Annotated in this window: 19 protein-coding genes and 3 pseudogenes; 10 read left to right on the forward strand and 12 right to left on the reverse strand. The window is 63.5% G+C overall.

Going from position 1 to position 14,397, the window contains the following annotated elements; translation table 11 throughout:
- Nucleotides 1–13: 13 nt before the first annotated feature.
- Nucleotides 14–1,146: pseudogene (locus tag AAF143_RS09900) on the reverse strand (iron-containing alcohol dehydrogenase family protein).
- Between the two features lie 202 nt (nucleotides 1,147–1,348).
- On the opposite strand from AAF143_RS09900, the gene AAF143_RS09905 reads away from it, so the two are divergent.
- The 9 genes and pseudogenes from AAF143_RS09905 (at nucleotide 1,349) to AAF143_RS09945 (ending at nucleotide 6,677) form a co-directional block, all read left to right on the forward strand.
- A complete protein-coding gene (locus tag AAF143_RS09905) occupies nucleotides 1,349–2,188 on the forward strand; it encodes a class I SAM-dependent methyltransferase (protein WP_255007170.1) in 840 nt (279 codons plus the stop codon).
- A gap of 216 nt (nucleotides 2,189–2,404) precedes the next feature.
- A complete protein-coding gene (locus tag AAF143_RS09910; RefSeq protein WP_414026952.1) occupies nucleotides 2,405–2,791 on the forward strand; it encodes a hypothetical protein in 387 nt (128 codons plus the stop codon).
- Nucleotides 2,758–3,462: a trypsin-like peptidase domain-containing protein gene (locus AAF143_RS09915; RefSeq protein ID WP_414026953.1), complete on the forward strand. Its 705-nt coding sequence runs from the start codon at nucleotides 2,758–2,760 to the stop codon at nucleotides 3,460–3,462. The genes AAF143_RS09910 and AAF143_RS09915 overlap by 34 nt, the downstream gene beginning before the upstream one ends.
- 97 nt (nucleotides 3,463–3,559) lie before the next feature.
- The gene (locus tag AAF143_RS09920) at nucleotides 3,560–4,243 is read left to right on the forward strand and encodes a hypothetical protein (protein WP_255007168.1); all 684 of its coding nucleotides are present in this window, start codon (nucleotides 3,560–3,562) and stop codon (nucleotides 4,241–4,243) included.
- A 52-nt stretch (nucleotides 4,244–4,295) separates the two neighbouring features.
- Nucleotides 4,296–4,370 (forward strand): annotated as a pseudogene (locus tag AAF143_RS09925) (hypothetical protein); the annotation flags it as partial.
- A 100-nt stretch (nucleotides 4,371–4,470) separates the two neighbouring features.
- Nucleotides 4,471–4,854: a DUF938 domain-containing protein gene (locus tag AAF143_RS09930; RefSeq protein ID WP_414026954.1), complete on the forward strand. Its 384-nt coding sequence runs from the start codon at nucleotides 4,471–4,473 to the stop codon at nucleotides 4,852–4,854.
- Nucleotides 4,851–4,976, forward strand: coding sequence for a hypothetical protein (locus tag AAF143_RS09935; protein WP_414026955.1), 126 nt, complete (start codon nucleotides 4,851–4,853; stop codon nucleotides 4,974–4,976). The genes AAF143_RS09930 and AAF143_RS09935 overlap by 4 nt, the downstream gene beginning before the upstream one ends.
- Nucleotides 4,976–6,301: pseudogene (locus AAF143_RS09940) on the forward strand (RecQ family ATP-dependent DNA helicase); the annotation flags it as partial. The gene AAF143_RS09935 and the pseudogene AAF143_RS09940, both read left to right, overlap by 1 nt.
- Before the next feature lie 28 nt (nucleotides 6,302–6,329).
- A complete protein-coding gene (locus AAF143_RS09945; protein WP_414027048.1) occupies nucleotides 6,330–6,677 on the forward strand; it encodes an HRDC domain-containing protein in 348 nt (115 codons plus the stop codon).
- A 28-nt stretch (nucleotides 6,678–6,705) separates the two neighbouring features.
- On the opposite strand, the gene mscL is transcribed toward AAF143_RS09945, so the two are convergent.
- Nucleotides 6,706–7,086, reverse strand: coding sequence for a large conductance mechanosensitive channel protein MscL (mscL, locus tag AAF143_RS09950; protein ID WP_255007164.1), 381 nt, complete (start codon nucleotides 7,084–7,086; stop codon nucleotides 6,706–6,708).
- Nucleotides 7,087–7,192: 106 nt separating this feature from the next.
- On the opposite strand from mscL, the gene AAF143_RS09955 reads away from it, so the two are divergent.
- Entirely contained in the window at nucleotides 7,193–7,579 is a 387-nt protein-coding gene (locus AAF143_RS09955) for a hypothetical protein (protein ID WP_255007162.1), read from the forward strand.
- Nucleotides 7,580–7,784: 205 nt separating this feature from the next.
- Here AAF143_RS09955 and AAF143_RS09960 read toward each other — a convergent pair whose 3' ends face one another.
- The 10 genes from AAF143_RS09960 to AAF143_RS10005 all read right to left on the reverse strand — a co-directional run bounded on the left by AAF143_RS09960 (nucleotide 7,785) and on the right by AAF143_RS10005 (nucleotide 14,363).
- On the reverse strand, nucleotides 7,785–8,174 hold the full coding sequence (locus AAF143_RS09960; protein ID WP_255007161.1) for a hypothetical protein: 390 nt from the start codon (nucleotides 8,172–8,174) through the stop codon (nucleotides 7,785–7,787).
- The gene (locus AAF143_RS09965; protein ID WP_255007159.1) at nucleotides 8,162–8,734 is read right to left on the reverse strand and encodes an alpha/beta hydrolase family esterase; all 573 of its coding nucleotides are present in this window, start codon (nucleotides 8,732–8,734) and stop codon (nucleotides 8,162–8,164) included. The genes AAF143_RS09960 and AAF143_RS09965 overlap by 13 nt, the downstream gene beginning before the upstream one ends.
- Nucleotides 8,735–8,899: 165 nt before the next feature.
- The gene (locus AAF143_RS09970; RefSeq protein WP_414026956.1) at nucleotides 8,900–9,265 is read right to left on the reverse strand and encodes a cupin domain-containing protein; all 366 of its coding nucleotides are present in this window, start codon (nucleotides 9,263–9,265) and stop codon (nucleotides 8,900–8,902) included.
- 101 nt (nucleotides 9,266–9,366) lie between these two features.
- Nucleotides 9,367–9,657 carry a hypothetical protein gene (locus tag AAF143_RS09975; RefSeq protein WP_255007155.1) on the reverse strand — a complete coding sequence of 97 codons (291 nt, stop codon included), beginning with the start codon at nucleotides 9,655–9,657 and terminating at the stop codon, nucleotides 9,367–9,369.
- Nucleotides 9,658–9,799: 142 nt separating this feature from the next.
- Nucleotides 9,800–9,976 carry a hypothetical protein gene (locus AAF143_RS09980; RefSeq protein ID WP_414026957.1) on the reverse strand — a complete coding sequence of 59 codons (177 nt, stop codon included), beginning with the start codon at nucleotides 9,974–9,976 and terminating at the stop codon, nucleotides 9,800–9,802.
- 2 nt (nucleotides 9,977–9,978) lie between these two features.
- Nucleotides 9,979–10,299 (reverse strand): hypothetical protein, encoded by a 321-nt coding sequence (locus AAF143_RS09985; RefSeq protein WP_255007153.1) that lies wholly within the window; start codon nucleotides 10,297–10,299, stop codon nucleotides 9,979–9,981.
- 424 nt (nucleotides 10,300–10,723) lie between these two features.
- Nucleotides 10,724–11,683 carry a DUF1254 domain-containing protein gene (locus AAF143_RS09990; protein WP_255007152.1) on the reverse strand — a complete coding sequence of 320 codons (960 nt, stop codon included), beginning with the start codon at nucleotides 11,681–11,683 and terminating at the stop codon, nucleotides 10,724–10,726.
- A gap of 45 nt (nucleotides 11,684–11,728) precedes the next feature.
- Nucleotides 11,729–12,196, reverse strand: coding sequence for a DUF1214 domain-containing protein (locus AAF143_RS09995; protein ID WP_414026958.1), 468 nt, complete (start codon nucleotides 12,194–12,196; stop codon nucleotides 11,729–11,731).
- A 5-nt stretch (nucleotides 12,197–12,201) separates the two neighbouring features.
- The gene (locus AAF143_RS10000; RefSeq protein ID WP_414026959.1) at nucleotides 12,202–12,804 is read right to left on the reverse strand and encodes a DUF1254 domain-containing protein; all 603 of its coding nucleotides are present in this window, start codon (nucleotides 12,802–12,804) and stop codon (nucleotides 12,202–12,204) included.
- Between the two features lie 92 nt (nucleotides 12,805–12,896).
- Nucleotides 12,897–14,363, reverse strand: a complete 1,467-nt coding sequence (locus AAF143_RS10005; RefSeq protein WP_255007150.1) for an arylsulfatase — start codon at nucleotides 14,361–14,363, stop codon at nucleotides 12,897–12,899.
- Nucleotides 14,364–14,397: the final 34 nt, after the last annotated feature.

Raw genomic sequence — 14,397 nt, forward strand, 5'->3', positions numbered from 1 at the left:
GCCTCTCCAGCGCTCAAGCCGCGAGCTCGCGCTGGTGCGTGGGGCAGGCGTCGGCGCTCACCAGGGCCCCGAGCAGATCAGCGGGGGTGACCGGGAAAGGGAGATGGTGGAGGTCGGAGTGGGGCAGGCAAGCGAAGGCACAGATCGCCTGCAGATCGCTCAAGGGGGCCGAGGCGAGGCCCAGATCGGCGAGGGTCACGGGCAGGCCGAGGGTGCGAAAGAAGCCCAGCAGCTGACGGCGGGCCTGGGCCGCCAGCTGGTTGCCGGCGAGCTGCTCCTCCAGACGCAGCTGCACCAGGATCCCGAAGCCCACCTTTTCGCCGTGGAGCCTGCCGTGGGTGGCCTCCAGCTGGGTGAGGCCGTTGTGGACCGCATGGGCGGCCACCGTGCGGCAACGGGCGCCACCGAGGCCGCCGATCAGACCGGCGGTGAGGCCACTGGCCTCCGCCACCCGGACCCAGGCCTCACCGCCGGGTTCCGCCAGGGCCGCCTCCCCTTCAAGCAGGAGCTGATCGCGCAGCACCCGCGCCATCTGCACCGCCTGCTGGATCAGGCCGTCGCCGCTGCTGCCGCTGCTCACCTGGGCCTCGTACCACTTGGCCATCGCATCGGCCAGGCCGCTGGCCAGGGTGCGCACGGGCGCCTGGCGCACCAGGCCGTGGTCGAACACCAGCAGCTCCGGGCAGCGATCAAGGGCCACATCGCCCTCGAAGGCACCGGCTGGGGAATAGAGGTTGGCCAGGGCCGTCCAACCGGCGCAGGTGGCGGCGCTGGTGGGCACGGTGAGGCAGGGCAGGTCCAGCCGCTGGGCCAGCAACTTGCCGGCATCGAGCACCTTGCCGCCACCGGCGGCCAGAACCGCATCCACGGCGCGGCCAGCGCGGGCTGCAGCGGTGAGCTCCGCCTGCAGTCGCCCCAGATCCTGCTCGCAGCAGTCGAACTGCAGCTCACCATCAATCGGATCGAGGCCCTGATCGCGCAGATCGGACGCCAACCGCTGGCGCAGTTCGGCGGTGGCGGCGCTGCGACCGAGCAGCAACGGGCGGCGACAAAGGCCGGCGATCAGCGGCAGGGCCTCGGCCCAGGCCGCCTCCCCCGCAGCACCCGGGCCGGGGCGATCTGGTGCTGGCTGACGGGGCTGGTCATGCCTTGAGTTTAAAAGTCGCGCCCCTTCCCTCGCTTGGCCGTCCTGGGGGGAACCTTGAGCCCGCGTTGATCAGGAAGCCATTGAGGGTCACCGTGAAGGCTGGGGAGAGCGGTTCGGCGCGCCGCCAAGGAGGGCTTGGAGACAGGTCCCATGCGGTGCCGATCTCTAGCCTGAAAACAAGGCAAGGCCAGGCTTGTTCGCATGAACGACGCTGATCTCAAGCAGTCCATCGCGTCCTACGGGGCCCGTGATCTTGGGGAACGGAAATCGTGGTACTCGGCAGCGGCCCAGGTGTACGAACGTGCACGTCCGGCCTATCCCCAGGAGCTGATCGAGCAGGTCATCAAGGTCGCCGGACTGACCCGCTACTCCAGAATCCTTGAGGTGGGATGTGGACCGGCAACCGCCACCCTTGGCTTGGCTCCCTTGGGGTGCCCGATGGTGTGCCTGGAGCCCAACCGAGACTTTGCTGTGGCAGCTCGGCGACGTTGTGAGGCCTACCCCTCGATCGAAATCGTCGAGTCGGCCTTTGAGGAATGGCCCCTGGCTGAACAAGCCTTCGATGCTGTTCTGGCGGCCAGTTCATTTCATTGGGTGACGCCAGAGGTGGCCTACCGCAAGGCCTCTTCAGCACTGAACGAACGCGGCCATCTGATTTTGTTGTGGAACATGGAACTTCAGCCCTCAAAGGCCACCCATGAACTCCTGCTGGAGGCCTACGAGCTGCATGCTCCAGAGCTGATCCGCCATGAAACCAGGGCTGAGCAGCAGCGGATTCTCAGCGTGCTGGCGCAACTCGCCCTGGAATCGGACCTGTTCGGCAACCTGCAGGAGGGGTCGGTTGAAACCCAGCTCACCTGGTCGGCGGATCAGTACCTGGAGTCCTTGGCCACCTACTCCCCCTATCTCCGGTTGGACCCCGAGCGTCGATCAGCGCTGTTCGCGGAGTTACACAGGATCATCGACAAGCTGCCTGGGGGGCAGATCGCCTTGTCGTACCTCTCGGCGTTTCAGATCACCCAGAAACGGCCATCGACCTGATCATCGCCCCGCTGGCGCGCTGGTTCATGACCAGATCAGACCGGAGGCCTGCCTGGAAAGATCCGGTCACCGTTTGGGGGCAGCGCCCCGCCGACAGGAGCAAACCCAAGCCATAGAAAGGATCCAGGCCAGCCTCCCCTTCCCGCCCCCCAGGACCATGCCCCCTCCCCGAAGGCCTCTCGCCCCCGCTGGCGCGCCAGCCTCGCCCTCTCCGGGGTGGCCCTGGCCCTGGGCGGCTGCGCCATGGTGCAGGCCACCGCCCTGGCCCCTCGGTTGCAGCCGCCCCTGGCGGTGGGCGCCGGCGGCCGCTGCACCAACGGCAACCGCAACGCCGAGCAGATCTTCAGCGCCTCTAAAAATGGCGTCGCCGTGGTGCGCACCGACCGCGGCCTCGGCAGCGCCTTCGTGGTCGCCCAGCAGAACGGCACCACTTACCTGGTCACCAACGCCCACGTGGTGGAGGGCAGCGACGGGGTGAACCTCAAGTGGGTGGACGGCCGCAGCGACGGAGCCCAGGTGGTGGCCCGGGGCGGCGGCGGCTCCCCACCAACGACCTGGCCCTGCTGGCGGTGCAGGGCACCCGCGGCCAGGTGCTCAAGCTGAACGATCGGCCCTCCGCCGTGGGCCAGGAGGTGTTCGTGATCGGGGCGCCCAAGGGGCTGGAGTTCAGCCTCAGCCGCGGCGTCGTCAGCAGCCTCCGGGATCGCGACGGCATCCTGCAGATCGATGCGGCGATCAACCCGGGCAACTCCGGCGGCCCGGTGCTCGACGCCCGCAACTGCGTCGCCGGCATCGCCACGTTCAAATACAACGACAGTGAGGGGCTCAACTTCGCCGTCTCCGCGGCGGCGGTGCGCGATTTCCTCAAGCGTTTGCCCGCGGCTGGCGAGGGGTCAGCGGGAGGCAGTGACGACACGGCCCGGGTTCCCTATCCAGAAGCGCGCCCCAGCGAACCGGAGGGCGTGGCACCCGGCGCCCCCAGCGTCTGCGTGTTCCGCCGGGGCGACCAGGCTGACGCCGAGCGCATCCCCTGCCGCCTCAGCCGCCTGCAGAACGACAACGGCCAGACCATCTACGACCTGGCCTGGGCCGACGGCTCCCGCAACGCCTATGCCTTCTTTGAGAGCGGCAAGGTGCTGATCCAGGCCAGCGACGGCCAGGGCGGTTCCGGCAGCGACGAAGGACGCTTCCAGGTGGGGGCCGCCGGGGTGGCGATCCAGAGCAGCCCAGGCAACCTTGCCTTCATTCCTGGGCTCAATCCCGTCCTGAATTGAAGGCGATCCCGGCCCTGACGGGCGCTTCCGGGTGGCCACGATTGACCTCCCCAGGGGGCCGCCCTCTACGCTTCCTGCGACTGAGACGGGCCACAGGGTGCTGAAGGGCGAAGTGAACCGGGCCTTGGAACTCAAGGAGCTGGGCTGGCCGGCCGATGACGTGCGGCGCTACGAGGAGCTGTGGGAGTACCGCCAGCGCTGGGGGGCGATCAACCTCGAACCGGAGGACCGGGCTTACCTGCGCAAGGCCGATGCCGCCCTCCCCAAGCTGCCGACGGGCAAGGGGTCGGTGCGCAAGAGCTTCCGCGACAAGTCGCACGTGCGCTGGCTGAACTTCTACCTGGAGGCCTTCAAGGCCGCCGAGGCGGAACTGGGGCTGACAGGCGTTGAGCTGGGCGCCTGGCGCATCGTGCTCGAAGAAGAGCTGCGCGCCCTGGCCTACGACGAACCGGTGCTGGGGTTGCCCGACACCCTCAAGGCCAAGGCGTTGATCCCGGCTCGGGAAGCCTGGGTGGCGGCCACCGCCGCCGGCGGCCGTGTGCTGCAGGTGGATTTCGCTGCCCCGCTGGCGGCCCTCAAGGCCAGGGAAAAGACCAGCTGGAAGCCCCTGCGGGGCGAGGACAACGCCGCCGCCAGCGACTACCCCGTGCTGGAGGCCCAGGCGGCGGCCAGCTTCCGCTCCCAGGTGCGCCAGGAGGTGGTGGCCCTGATCCGCAGCACCTTCCCCTCGCTCAAGGACACCGAGAAGCCCCTGCCCCCGGACGACTGGCAGCCGGCCTGAAGCGGCGGTGTTCTCCGCCGCCTGCGAGCGCAACAAAGGCCCGATCCTTGAAGTGCTGCGCCGCCGGCTCCCCGCCCGCGCGACGGTGCTGGAGCTGGGCTCGGGCACGGGCCAGCACGCCCAGCATTTCTGCGCCTCGATCGAAGGCCTGAGTTGGCAACCGACGGAGCTGGCGCCCCATCTGGAGATGCTGCGCTTGTTGCTGCTGCAGCCCCCGGCCAGAGGGGTTGTTGGAGCCCCTCGCCCTCGACGTGCGCGAGCAGCCCTGGCCAGCGGGCCCCTTCGAGGCGGTGTTCTCGGCCAACACGGCGCACATCATGCCTTGGGAGGCCGTGCTGGCTCTGCTGGCCGGCGCGGCGCAGGTGCTCTCGCCCGAGGGCCTGTTGTTGCTCTATGGCCCCTTCAGCGAGGGCGGCGTGCACAGCGCTGCCAGCAACGCCGCCTTCGACGCCGAGCTGCGGGCCCGCGATCCGTCCATGGGGGTTCGCGATGCCCAGGTGATCCAGGCCGAGGCCGTCCGGGTGGGGCTGAACCTGGCGGAAGGCGTGGATCTGCCCGCCAACAACCGAATGCTGATCTTCCGGAACGGCGTGGGCATGCTTGAGCGATGAGCGAAGCACCCCTGCGCGAGCCGGCGGCTGTGCTGAGGGAGGTGTTCGGCTACGGCGCCTTCCGCGGCCCCCAGGAAGCGATCGTTGACCATGTGCTGGCGGGGGCTCGGCCCTGGTGCTGATGCCCACGGGGGGCGGCAAATCCCTCTGCTACCAGATCCCCGCCCTCTGCCGGGCCGGCACGGGCGTAGTGATCTCGCCCCTGATCGCCCTGATGCAGGACCAGGTGGAGGCGCTGCGCCAGGCGGGGGTGCGCGCCGCTGCCCTCAACTCCGCCCAGGGCCCCGCCGAGGGCGCCGCCAGCTGGCGGGCCCTGCGCGCCGGCGAGCTGGACCTGCTCTACCTCTCTCCCGAGCGCCTGCTTTCGGGCGACACCCTCGAGCGGCTGGGGGAGCTGCCGATCGCCCTGTTCGCCATCGATGAGGCCCACTGCGTGTCCCAGTGGGGCCACGATTTCCGGCCCGAATACCTGCAGCTGGCCCAGCTGGCGGAACGCTTCCCGGCGGTGCCGCGGCTGGCGCTCACGGCCACGGCCGATCCGCGCACCCGCGAGGAGATCCGCCAGCGCCTGGCGCTGGAAAGCGGCCGGGTGTTCAGCGCCAGCTTCGATCGGCCCAACATCCGCTACCTGCTGCGCGAGAAGGACGACCCCAGCCGCCAGCTGCTGGCCTTCCTTGAGGGGCAAAGGGGCGAGGCGGGCATCGTCTACGCCCGCTCCCGCAGCCGGGTGGAGAGCCTGGCCCAGACGCTGCGGGCGGCGGGCTTCGACGCCCTGGCCTACCACGCGGGCCTGGACAACGACGTGCGCGCCCAGGTGCTGCGGCGCTTCCGCCAGGAGAGCGCCGTGGTGGTGGTGGCCACGGTGGCCTTCGGCATGGGCATCGACAAGCCCGATGTGCGCTTCGTCGCCCATGTGGACCTGCCCAAGAGCCTGGAGGCCTACTACCAGGAAACCGGCCGGGGCGGGCGCGACGGGCTGGCGGCCACCGCCTGGATGGTGCACGGGGCGGGGGATCTGCCCCAGCTGCGCCGCTTCATCGACGACTCCGCCGCCGAGCCGGAGCAGAAGCGGATCGAGCACGGCAAGCTCGATGCCCTGGTGGCCTTCACCGAGGCGGCGGGCTGCCGGCGCCAGGTGCTGCTGGCCCACTTCGGTGAAGCGCTGGCGGAGCCCTGCGGCAACTGTGACCGCTGCCTGGAGCCAGGCCGCTCCAGCGACGGCACCGAGGCCGCCCGCATGGCGCTTTCAGCTGTCTACCGCACGGGCAGCCGCTTCGGGGCGGCCCATTTGGTGGATGTGCTTCTGGGGGCCGACACCGCCCGCATCAGGGAGCTGGCTCACCAGCAACTGAGCGTCTATGGGATCGGCAAGGAGCTCGACAAGGGCCAGTGGCGCAGCCTGTTTCGGCAGCTGGTGGCCCGGGGGCTGCTGGAGAGCGACCCGGAGGCCCGTGGCGGCCTGCGCTTCGGAGCCGATGATCTGGTGCGGCCGCTGCTGCGGGGAGAGCCGCTTCGCCGTGCACCTGCCGCCCCCGGCAGGTGCAGCGCCGCCAGGGGCCCAGCGGCGCCGAGCGCGCCCGGGCGGGCGACACGGAGCTGGATCGCGAAGGCGAAGCCCTGCTGGCGGCCCTCAAGGAGTGGCGGCGGGAACAGGCCCGCAGCCAGGGGGTGCCCCCTACGTGGTGTTCCACGACCGCACCCTGGTGGAGGTGGCGGCACTGCGGCCCTCCAGCACTGGCGAACTGGCCCAGGTGAGCGGTGTGGGGGCCGCCAAGCTGGAGCGCTACGGCGAAGCCGTCCTGGCGGTGATCAGCACGCGCTGAGCCGACCGAACCACAGGGGCCCAGGCCCTCAGAGGGCGCGGCGGTCGAGGGCCTCGGCCAGGCGCGTGGCGGCGGCCGCGAGATCGGCCTGGGGATCGGGGGCAGCAACGGCCTCCTCCTTGCGGCGCAGGCGTTCGATCGCGCGCACGATCAGAAACACCACGAAGGCGATCACCACGAAGTTGATCAGCGCCACGATCACGGCGCCGGCGGGCCAGGCGGCGATCGAGGCCACGTTGGCGGCCTTGAGGGCCGGAGCCAGCAGCGTGGTCATCACCAGGCTGACCACCGCATCCACCACCTTGCCGAAGGCTCCGGCGATGACCACGGCCACCGCCAGATCGACCACATCGCCCTTGTTGATGAACTCCTGGAAATCGCGAAGGAAGGAACTGCGGCGGGGTGCCATGGAAGGAAGAACGCAATCGCGGAGGCTACCGCCTGAGCGGAAGTAGCCCAGCGGCTGAGACAACGACAGCCCAGGGCGGTGATGATCCAGTCGCCAAGCAACGCCCATGGCCATCCCTGAATCCGCCGCCGAAGCGCTCCGCTGGGCCCTGACCCTGCTGGTACCTCTGCTGGTGGCCGTGCTGCTGAGCGCCCTTCTGCCAGGCGCTGGGCTCACGGCGCGGACCCGGCGCTGGCTGAGTGGGTTGCAGGTCCTGGGGCTGGTGATGGCCCTGATCGGTGTGATCACGCCCTTGGTGCTGTTCCCCGTGGTGATCGTGCTGATGTTCTGCGCGATCTTCAGCGGACTGCTGCAGATCCTCAGCCAGTTCACGGCCAGCTTCTCCTGCCCGGACTTACCGCTGGCGGCGCAAGCTCCTGTGTTGATCCAGCCCGGGGTGGGGCTGCTGGTGTTCGCCACGGCGCGGCGCTGGCTGTTGAGGCGACACACTTAAGCCAAGGCACCCAGCTCAGATGGCAGGTGATGGCAGGGTGGGCGTAAACCCCTTCGAGAGCTGAACAACGTCGTGTGACAACACACTCGGTCCACCCATCTCTCGAATGAAAAACTCAGTGGAGGATTTGAGTAGATCCAGCTTCGAGCCATCGTCTGGTGACCAATGCCAGGATCAAAAGGAGTCAAAACCTTCCTGGTTGTTGCTACGGCTTTGGATGAGCTTTGAAAAAATCCCAGATCACCTGCGTTCCACTGATGTCGTGACAGGTGTTGCCAACGAGCCATCTGGGCAGGATCGCTGGAGCACCCGGCCAGGTGTGACCGCCTCCGTTCATGCGGTAGAGCACGACTTCCGTACCAGCCTTACCAACGGCATAGCTGAACGACTGGACACGGCAGCCGTCATGTTTGTCGGTGTCAGGGAGATCCTTGATCACCGGCTGTAGCTGGGAGCCGTTGCGCTTGAGCCATTGGTGGATCACTGCGTCGGTGGAGATGATCCGCCCACGGTTGAGCGCGGAACGGGCTGCGATGTTGCCACCACCAAAAGGCACGAGCGGATCATCGGTTCCCTGCAGGATCAACACCGACACGGCTGCTCCGGTTGGAACGAGAAGCTGTAGGGCTCGGCCAAACCGCCGGCCACCGGAGCGATCGCCGCGATCCGCGTTGACAGGCGAGCGCCCAGGGCATGGGAGAAGATTCCACCATTGCTGATGCCGGCGGCGTAGACGCGCTTGGGATCGAGTGGATGGACCCTGGCCACATCGTCAACCAGGGCGGCCATGAAGCCGAGGTCATCGACCCTGTCGCGCTGGGCTGCAATCCCCGCAGCATCGCGGCCATCGTTCCAGCTCCTGCCCACGCCCTCGGGGTAAGCGACAAGAAAACCCTCTCGATCCGCGAGCTCACTGAAGCCGCTATGGCGCTCAATCTGCAAGGCCGTGCCGCCACCACCGTGGAACACCAGGACAAGGGCCGCTGACTTGTTCTTCGGCAACCCAGGCGGACGATGGAGGTAATAGGTTCGGCTGAGAGCACCGACCTTGATCGTTCGCGTGAGCGTGCCCCTCACCGACTGCGCGAGACACCCAGCTCCGATCAGGACGAACGCAGCCAACACCACCAGGATGGCCGTCAGATGCTTCTTCATGTTGTCTTCATGCCATTTGGAGAGATTGGCACAACCTCCATGGGTTCAATGGAATGACCCCTTGATGTCGGATCAAATCGGCGCACGAAAGGAGGCGAAGCCGACTGAATCGCGACCGCTCAAGCCACGTGCGCGGCCCAGCCGTGATAGCTGTTGACCTTGAGCTTACTCATTCTTGACAATATCGACTGAGATCTCAACCGCCGGAATCATTCCTCTGTTCTCAAGCCAATGGGTGGTGTTCCTGTCCTCGGGCCAGCCCACGCCCGGCCCATAGTCCGTAGCGACTCCATTTCGATGGTCAGTGATTGTTCCTTGCAGGATGTAGACGATTCCTGGTCTGTCTTGATGGTCGTGAATCGGACCGAAGACGCCTCCAGGCTCAATGGTCACCCTACGCATTCGAAGTTGGCGGCCAGCCATGCCCACGATCTCAGGGCCAAGGTCAAGCGTAGAAAGCAAAATCGTCGCAACACCCTTCGTCTCAGGTGCAACCGGTTCGTTGCTCGTCATGATCCTATCTCCGAACATCCAAATCCTAACGACTCACCTCAGCGGCCTGGCCATAAGGATGTGTGATTAACAACCACGACACCCCACTAGGTTCGACGCAATGCAGTTCACATCAGCATTCAAGTAAGTTGCAAAATTACATGACCGACTGTCACCTCTGGCGCCGATGCGCCCGTGTCAGGGATGTTCCTCGCAATATAGTCCTTCGCCTTGAGCAGGCTCTCATCAATTCCAGCCTGGTCCTGGCAAACGGTCACCGAAAGGCCACCATGCTCGGTATGAGCGAGTGTGTAGGAAACGAACCCTTTCACAGAACGGAGCAGGCGCTCAACATCGGCCGATTGCTGCTCCAGCGCATCAAATGTCTCCTTAGCACCCTTACCCGAGTAGCTCCGAATAACAACTTTCATGATTCAACGACGTTCAATGGGTTTGATTGAAGATGTTGTAGAGGAGCACCCTCACGGCCGATCACAAGCCCAGAGCTTCCAATGATGCGTACTCAGCGGCTGAGTGGACGAACAATCGCATTCGCGCCAGTCGAAGGTAGAATCATGGTAAGTCTGTGATAACTAGCCATAAAAGCCGTTGATATTTCTTAGCCTTGACGGTCACTGGCCCCATGCGGAACTTAGCAAAAGTGTCAACATTTTTAGAAAGCGCAGCACACATGAAAAAGCTTTCGATCAAGGTTCTTGCCAAGGTGCACCACCAATTGCTGGAGCGCATCGTCAGAACTCTGGTTCATCGACTGAATAGCCTCTCTGCTCAAGCTCACGCTGTAAATGGGCCAGCTTAAAAGTCCAGAACACGATGAACTCTGCATTGCCTACCACGTTGTGCTCAATGCGCAATCCATCCGAAAACAGGCCGCTGCATGGGCTGAGTCTCCGAATCGAACCCTTGGGGAAAACCCAGCTCATGCCCAGGCAGGAGATGGTCAACACCGAATCAGCCACCAGAATCGAGGCGAATGGCCACGATGCGTTGAAGGAGAAGAAGGTGCCACCGCCAACCCTAACGCCACCGATTTGAGAAAACGTCGCTCTCATCTCATGACCCTCTCAATGGCCTCAGCCCGAAAAATAGCTGAAGGAGAATGACTTGCAGAATACAAGGGATCCGTTGACCCATGTACTGTAGTTTGAAGGTGAACAAGAGCGCAAGTCATCAGAGCGCCCGATAGATGATCAGCTCCGCACGCTAGAGCTTATCGCTGAAGTCATCCATCAACTGGTAACCAGAGTCCCCACCGGGAAAAGGCCGTGAATACCTGAGCCTGGATTGACGTAGCGCTGCTTGAGATCCACACCCTCCACGTAGCCTGAGCCAACTTGATGGGATCGAGGCCGCTGGCAGAGGGAAGCGAGCCCCATTGGTGCAACAACTATCGCGACCTTGCAATGAATTGACTTCCATGACTTGAATCGGCTTGGGACATGTGCAGCAAGCTCATGATCATTCGCGAGAGTCAGATTACTTGATAACCAAATTCTTGCTCTCACTTTTTAGAAATTGCATGGCACTCTCCTTTGATTTGGGGACATAGATTCGAAGCAGCGCGGCGAAAGGTGAAGGTGTCTCGACGTTGTTCGCGCTACCGGGAGAGTTGAACCGGATTGTGTAGGAACCATCGGGGTTGGGGATGGCCTCTGAATTCGAAAGGGCGGCCTTGTCCCTGGCCAGCCAGCCTTCACTGTTGTAGGTGGTGATCGACCAGAAACCGCCTCGGTCAGAATCGACTTCCGGCGGCATAAAGGTGAGGCTCGATGGCAACGCCTTGCCCTCCTTGTTCTCTGTACGATTCGCAATCGGAGCGTAGGCCGCATGTTCGACCGAGAGACCACCCCATCCGTAGGCGGTGGCGTAGAGATGATCCTGCGGTTCGGTCTCCGACACTCCGCCTTGGGCCCTGCTGGTGTCTGGCAGTTTCCCAGCCTGAACGTCCTTGATCAGCGCCGTACGGATCACCTCCATCTGCTTTTGATCGATCACAATGTCAGGAGTTGCATAGGGAACGGCTGAGGCCGCCTCGATGGTTGCCATCCCCTGAAGGGTATGGGTGGCAGCGAGTCCGCCTTGCGCTTCCGGAAGCTTTCGGATTCGCATGTTGAGGTAGACGTAGTTGCCGTATGTCAGATCATCGAGGGTAATGGTGAGAGTCTTACCGGGATACACCACACCAACGATGTAGTTCTGCTGGTCGATGATCTCGATGATGTGATAGGTCTTGCTTGCCGGCACGGAGAGTGTCGCTCCGCTCCGGACGTCCACGACGGCACTGGAATAGATGACATCCTGATTTTCCCGGATGACCTGCTGTGTCTTGACGTTGCTGACATCACGCTGATGCGCCCAGGTGTTGATACTCGCCTTGGCAAGGCTTCGTTTGATGTTGAAATCGGTCTCCGAGACTTTGTAAGCGGTGTCCGTCACTCCAAAATCAGACGGTGAAGCGAATGTTGAGTTTGTCATCTCAGCTCATTGAATTGGCGTTGCCTTAGGCAGCTTGTAACTTCCATCCAGGACGGATGGCCCTGGACGATACACACGCATCAGGAAGTTCCATCCTTCGGTCACATCCAGCCGGTTCGGAACGGCACCACACAGTTGCTTTGATCCGAAAGACACGGTGAACGTGCCGTCGGCATTGAGCTTCACATTCGAGGAATTGACCAGACTGTTCTCGCTCTTGATGAACCCATCGTTGCCGTAAATCAAAATCGACCAGAAGGCTTTGTTCTCCGGCACCTTGTAGGTGGCTGTGTGGCAAACCTTTGGATTATGGCCGCCGCTGTAGTTCAGGTAGGTGGCGTCCCATTCGGGGAAGAGCCCCCAGGCCGCCGCAGCCGCAATGTGACGGATCTTTTCAACAACCTTACCGCGCGGTCCCTGCATCCCCTTCCAACTGCTGTACTGCGCTGAATCCTTTTCATACTGCGCGGTCAAGGTCTTCAGAGAGGGCGATCCCATTTGAACTTGGGCAGTGGATCGGCGCTGTTGGCCTTGATGACGAACTGATCCTGCAACTTGTTGACCAGGGCGATTTCGTCTGGATCTTTCGGATTAACCACTTGGATGCGCACTCCGACGCCCAGGTATTTAGTGTCCTTCGGGAGTTGGTGGGTGCCCTCCGTGTAGATCACAAACGGTACGTAGTGATCATTGTCAACGAGATACACCGACGCGTAGCGACCTTTTGGCAGTTTAGGGACAGTAATTGTTGCACCCTTGGATGTGTCGACAACACCCATGGAGTAAAGCGTATCGCGGTTCATCCGCACGACATTCTGCTTATCGAGCGGCGTGGGAGTGCGGAAGTGATAGAAGCGATTGACGCCCCCTGCCATTTTCACGATCTCGGCGAACTGCCGATCGGTTTCGGCCCGGATATAGGTCTTCGGCGTCACCTTGACGCCAGCTTCAGGGAGGCGTTGTTGCGTGATGCTCTGCTTGACAACGGGGGTTTGTGCAGCGACCGGCTGGACGATCGTCGTCGCACACAGCGCCATCACAACGCCCGCGAAGTTGAAAATTTTCCGGGTGGTTCGTTTCATCCGCAACAATCAATTTGATGACTTGAGCCTAGGTTGTTAAGCCAGCTGAGGCACTGGTTCAGCTGGCCAGACGACAACGACCGGAACCGGTCTCAATCCCCCTTGGGCGTGAGCGCCTTCATGGCTTCGTCAATATTGAAGTCCAGGCTCTCCATGCGCGGCGGATAGTCTTTGAGCGACTTGATCAGCACGCCGACCTGAGCGAAGGCGGGCGCATAGGTCCAGGCGTGGTTCTCCTGCCATTCATCGAAACCGCGCGAATGCTCCATGCGCTCGAATGGATCAAGCTTCAGGTTGGTGACGAGCGGCGTCAGCATGTCCTGCTGGACGCCATTGAACCACTTGTCCTGCTTGACGAACAGGAACTTCCAGTCGCCGTAGCGGATGCCGTGGAGCTTGGTCTCGGTGAAGTAGTAGAACTCCTTGCGCTTGGACTTGCCCTTGCCGGTGATCAGTTCAGTCTGGTCGTACCCATCGAGGTGGATGTGGGTGTAAGTCTGCTCGCCCGCCTGGTAACTGGTGAGGAGTTTCTCCTTCACATTCGGCTCACCGACAGCGGCCATCAGGGTGGGAATCCAGTCTTCCATGGTCATGAACTCACCGGTCGTCTCGCCCGCGGGGATCCTGCCGGGCCACTTCACGAGCATCGGCACCCGGAAGCCGCCTTCCTTGCCGCCGACGCCTTTCTCACCGCCGAACGGGGTGTTGCCGCCATCGGGCCAACTGTTCATGGCCGGACCGTTGTCGGTGGAGAACATGACGATCGTGTTGTCCGCGACGCCCAAGTCGTCGAGCTGCTTGAGGAGTTCGCCGACCGTGTCGTCGAGTTCCATCATGCCGTCGGCATAGAGGCCATAGCCACTCTTGCCCTCGTACTCGGGCGACAGGTTGGTGCGGTAGTGCATCCTCGTGGTGTTGTGCCAGACAAAGAACGGTGTGTCGGCCTGGACCGCGTCGTTGATGAAGCGCTTGGATTCGACGAGGATTTCAGAATCCAGCGTCCGCTGGCGCTGCTGCCCGAACGGGCCTTTGTCTTCAATCTTCTGCGTGCCATCCGGATTCGCCCAGGAGTGAACGACGCCGCGCTGGGCGAATTGTTTGGCGACTTCGGGGTCCTTCGGAAAGTCGTACTGCTCTGTGTATTCCCCGGCATTGAGGTGATACAGGATCCCGAAGAACTCATCGAAGCCGTGGGCGGTGGGCAGGTGCTCATCGCGGTCGCCGAGGTGGTTCTTGCCAAACTGCCCCGTGGCGTAGCCGAGCGGCTTGAGCAGGTTGGCCAGCGTTGGGTCAGCCTTGTTCAGGCCCTGTTCCGCACCCGGCAAGCCGACGGTCGCCAAACCGACCCGGATCGGATACTGCCCCGTGATGAACGCCGCGCGTCCCGCGGTGCAGGAGGCCTGGCCGTAGTGATCCATGAAAATCAGCCCCTCCTTACCGATGCGATCGATGTTCGGCGTGCTGCCACCCATCATTCCGCGGTGATAGGCGCTGATGTTCCACATGCCAACGTCGTCACCCCAGATGATCAGGATGTTGGGCTTGCTCGATTGACTCATCCTGGGCTCCTTGGGTAATGGGTGAAGGCTGGCT

Source organism: Cyanobium sp. ATX-6F1 (genome assembly GCF_047395825.1).
In the GTDB taxonomy this organism is placed as follows: Bacteria; Cyanobacteriota; Cyanobacteriia; order PCC-6307; family Cyanobiaceae; genus ATX-6F1.